The sequence below is a fragment of the Pseudomonas sp. 05N434 genome (genome assembly GCF_056396965.1).
On sequence record NZ_JBFTMK010000447.1, the window covers coordinates 1 to 4290 of the forward strand.

Sequence of the window (4290 nt, forward strand, 5' to 3'; positions counted from 1 at the left end):
GGATGCCAGCTCCCGGGCCTGATCGAGAAAGGCTCCGGACTGGTCGACGCCCACTGCGCTGCGGGCCCCCAGCGCAAACAGTGAAAGGCTTTCCCGGCCATTGTTACAGCCCAGTTGCACCACATCCTTGCCGTCGACACCGACCTGTTGGAGCAACCCGGTGAGGGTGTCATCCAGGCAGGAAAAGTCGCCATGGCTCACCGCACTCAAACGGGCCTGCCATTCGGGGGTGTCTTTGTGGTGTTGGGCGGAGTCATTCCATGCATCGCGATTGCTGGCGATGGCTTTTTCCTTTGTCGGCATTTCCATTGCACGCTCCAGATTCCGGGCCTTTGATTGACCGGCACGAGTCTAGATCAGCGTCAGGAAAAACCACATCAGGGGTTTGTTGCGATCTTGTAATCAACGATGGCGTGCACCCTCCTATTGGTTCAACCGCTCACGCAAGAACTCGATCAACGCCTGCACCGGTCGCGAGGCCTGACGGTGCTGCGGGTAGACCGCCGATAAGGTCAGCGGCTCGGGGCGGAAATCATCCAGCACCGGCACCAACCGACCGTCCTCCAGGGCCGAATCGACGATGAAGGTCGGCAAGTACGTGATGCCCATGCCGGCGATGGCCGCGTCCTTGAGCAGTTCACCGTTGTTGACCCGCATCCGCCCGGTGACATTGACGGTCAGCGGTTTGCCCCGCCCTTCGAACCGCCATTGCACCTGGCGGCCATGGCCGTACGGCAGGCAATCGTGGCTGTGCAACTCCTCGGGTTCAAGCGGCGTGCCACGTTCGGCCAGATACGCCGGGCTGGCGCAGTACACCCGCTCGATGACGGCGATGCGCCGGGCGATCAGTGTCGAGTCTTCCAGCACGCCGATGCGCAAGGCCAAATCGTATCCCTCACCGAGCAAGTCCACCGGACGATCACTCAGGTCGACCTCGACGGTGACGTCGCGATAACGCTGCAAAAATACTGGCAGCAAACAGCCCAAATGCGCCACGGCAAACGACAACGGTGCACTCAGGCGAATGGTCCCGCGAGGCTCGATGGTCTGGCCGGCGATGCCCTGCTCCACTTGCTCGACTTCACTGAGCAGGCGCAGGGCCGATTCGTAATAACTCTGCCCCAGCGGGGTGACGTCCAGCCGTCGGGTGGAGCGATTGAGCAGGCGCACACCGAGGCGCTCTTCGAGTTGCATCAGCCGACGGCTGACGAACTGCTTGGACAGGCCCAACTGATCGGCCGCCGCCGTGAAGCTGCCGGAGTCCATGACCTGGCAAAAAATACGCATGTCTTCGAACGGGTTCATTGTCACTCTCTGGTTGACAGTTAATCGCTTTATAGCCGCTTTTTCGCTTTCAGACATCTTATTAATCTGTGCTCACGGTGTTGCTGAGGCCTGAACCCCAGCGCCACAGCAGCCCGATCCCAAGGCATAAAAACTCAAACGATTTAAAAAGGATTTGCACATGAACATCAAGAAAACCCTCGCCACTTCCGTTCTCGCCCTGTCCATCGGCAACGCATTCGCCGCTGGCAGCCCCGGTGTCGAACACAACACCCAGGCCTTCCTCGATGCCCTCGCCGCCGGCGGTGGCAAACCGCTGGAACAACTGAGCCCGAAAGACGCCCGCGCGGTGCTGACCGGTGCCCAGGCTTCGGTGAAGGTAGATCTGTCGGGTGTTGAAGTCAGCGACAAGGCGATCAAGGTCGACGGCCAGACCATCAACCTGAAAGTGGTGCGTCCGGCCAAGGTCAAGGGCGAGTTGCCGGTGTTCATGTTCTTCCACGGTGGCGGCTGGGTACTGGGCGACTTCCCGACTCACCAGCGCCTGATCCGTGACCTGGTGGTGGGCTCCGGCGCAGTCGCGGTATACGTCGACTACACGCCGTCGCCGGAAGCGCACTACCCGACCGCCATCAACCAGGCCTACACCGCGACCAAATGGGTGGCCGAGCATGGCAAAGAGATCGGTGTCGATGGCAAGCGACTGGCGGTGGCCGGCAACAGCGTCGGCGGCAACATGGCGGCGGTCGTGGCGCTGATGGCCAAGGAACAGAAAACCCCTGCCCTGCGCTTCCAGCTGTTGATGTGGCCGGTGACCAACGCGCAGTTCGACGACGGCTCGTACCAGCAATTCGCCGAGGGGCACTTCCTCACCAAAGGCATGATGCAGTGGTTCTGGGACAACTACACCACCAACCCGGCCGAGCGTGCGCAGATCCATGCCTCGCCGCTGAATGCCAGCGCCGAACAACTCAAGGGCCTGCCTGCGGCACTGGTGCAGACCGCCGAATTCGACGTGCTGCGTGACGAAGGCGAAGGTTACGCCCGCCACCTCGATGCGGCCGGTGTGCCGGTGACCTCGGTGCGCTACAACGGGATGATTCATGACTTTGGCCTGCTCAATCCGCTGAATCAGATTCCGGAAGTCAAAGCGGCGGTACGTCAGGCCGCGGCTGAGCTCAAGACGCATCTGAACTAAGCCCAACCTCTCGCCACACCTCAGGGTGTGGCGAGTTTTTTTGTGCCCGCTGGAGTGCAATCCATGAGCCTTTTCTCTGCCCACCTGTTGCCTTGGAGCGCCCTGCTGCTGGTGCTCGACGCCCTGCTCTGGCACCTCGTCCCGTTCAAGCATCGCGCGCCAAAGGTCGGTGTGCGGCTGGTGCTGTTTCTGGCGTTCAGCGCGCTGATTATCAACGCTGGCGTCAGCCCGTTGCAGACACCGTTGGTTGCCGATGACCAGGTGGCGCAACTCGGTGCAACGGCGCTGGGGATTATCTGGTGGTTGTACGCCGCACGAGTGCTCACCGAGGTGTTCGGTCTGGTGCTGATGCGTCGCATAGGTCACAGCGGCCGTTTGCTGCAGGACGTGATCGGTGCGCTGGTGTTTCTGGCCTCTATCGTCGCGGCCGCCGGTTATGTGCTCGATCTGCCGGTCAAGGGTCTGCTGGCGACTTCCGGCGTGTTCGCCATCGTGGTCGGTCTGGCGCTGCAAAGTACGTTGGCTGACGTGTTCTCCGGCATTGTGCTCAACACCACCAAACCCTATCAGGTGGACGACTTTGTGGTGATCGATGGCGTCGAAGGCAAAGTGCTGGACATTAACTGGCGCGCCACGCACCTGTTGAGCAGCGCCGGCACGATGGCCGTGGTGCCGAACTCGGTGGCGGCCAAGGCCAAGATCGTCAACCTCAGCCGCCCGAACAACCTGCACGGGGTGTCGATCAGCATCAAGGTGGCGAACCACATCCGCCCACGCCGGGTGCTCGACGCCCTCGACCGCACGCTGCAAGGCAGCAGCAGTCTGTTGCTCTCGCCCGCGCCAAAAGCGGTGCTCAAAGAGGCTGGCGAAGAGATGTCCGAATACGTGGTCAGCGGGTTCATCGCCGAACTGGGCAAAAAGAGCGACGTGCGCAATCAATTGTTCGACCTCGCCCATCGCCATCTGGAAGCGGCCGGCATCTCGCGACACCCCGACGGCGTGATCGAGCCCTCGACCCGCGCCCGCGCACTGCTCGATGAAGTGAAGATTTTCCGCTCGCTGAGCCATGAGGAACGCGACCGCCTCGCCGAATCGATGGTCGCGCAACAATACGCCGCCGGTGAGGTGGTGCTGGATCTGGCTGAAGTGCCGGACAGCCTGTTCGTGATCGCCACTGGCGTCGTCAGCGCCAGCGTGCCGGACGGCAATGGTTTCACCGAGGCCGGTCGCATGGGGCCAAGCGAAGTCATGGGCGAACAGAGCATCTTGGCCGATACGCCGTCACAGGCGACGTTCACCGCACTGACATCTTCGATCATCTACCGTCTCGACAAGAACCTGACCCGACAGTGCATGGAACAGCGCAGCGAAGTGGGCCGGGCATTGAACAAGTTGCAGGCGGTGCGCCAGCAGAACAGTCGGCAGGCGTTGATGGCCAAACCGGTGCCGATCAGGAAAGGTGGGTTTCTGGGATGGTTGCAGAAGCGCTGATGCAGCGAACATTCGATCAGTACAAAAAAATGCCCGCACATCGCGGGCATTTTTCTTCAGCGCCTTACTTGGCGGTGAACTTGGTGTAGCTGTTGATCAGGTTGCGGTAGTTCGGCAGACGCTGGGACAACAGGTTGGCCAGGCCTTCCATGTCGTTGCGCCAGTCGCCTTGCAGCTCGCAGGCCACGGCGAACCAGTTCAGCAGGTGTGCACCCGCCGCCGACATGCGTGCCCACGCCGCTTGTTGCACGGTGGTGTTGAAGGTGCCGGAAGAGTCGGTTACCACGAATACTTCAAAGCCTTCGGCAATGGCCGAC

General features: G+C 61.4%; 4 protein-coding genes and 1 pseudogene. 2 read left to right on the forward strand and 3 right to left on the reverse strand.

Annotated elements, in window-relative coordinates; translation table 11 throughout:
* A partial coding sequence (locus AC1DLB_RS22945; RefSeq protein ID WP_477785693.1) for a class I SAM-dependent methyltransferase occupies nucleotides 1-309 on the reverse strand: 309 nt, incomplete at its 3' end.
* Nucleotides 310-423: 114 nt separating this feature from the next.
* On the reverse strand, nucleotides 424-1305 hold the full coding sequence (locus tag AC1DLB_RS22950) for a LysR family transcriptional regulator (RefSeq protein WP_064618753.1): 882 nt from the start codon (nucleotides 1303-1305) through the stop codon (nucleotides 424-426).
* Between the two features lie 160 nt (nucleotides 1306-1465).
* Between AC1DLB_RS22950 and AC1DLB_RS22955 the strand changes: the two genes are divergently transcribed.
* On the forward strand, nucleotides 1466-2482 hold the full coding sequence (locus AC1DLB_RS22955; RefSeq protein ID WP_018925560.1) for an alpha/beta hydrolase: 1017 nt from the start codon (nucleotides 1466-1468) through the stop codon (nucleotides 2480-2482).
* Nucleotides 2483-2545: 63 nt separating this feature from the next.
* Nucleotides 2546-3973: a mechanosensitive ion channel domain-containing protein gene (locus AC1DLB_RS22960; protein ID WP_477743692.1), complete on the forward strand. Its 1428-nt coding sequence runs from the start codon at nucleotides 2546-2548 to the stop codon at nucleotides 3971-3973.
* A gap of 64 nt (nucleotides 3974-4037) precedes the next feature.
* On the opposite strand, the pseudogene AC1DLB_RS22965 reads toward AC1DLB_RS22960, so the two are convergent.
* Nucleotides 4038-4290, reverse strand: a pseudogene (locus tag AC1DLB_RS22965) (hydrolase); the annotation flags it as partial.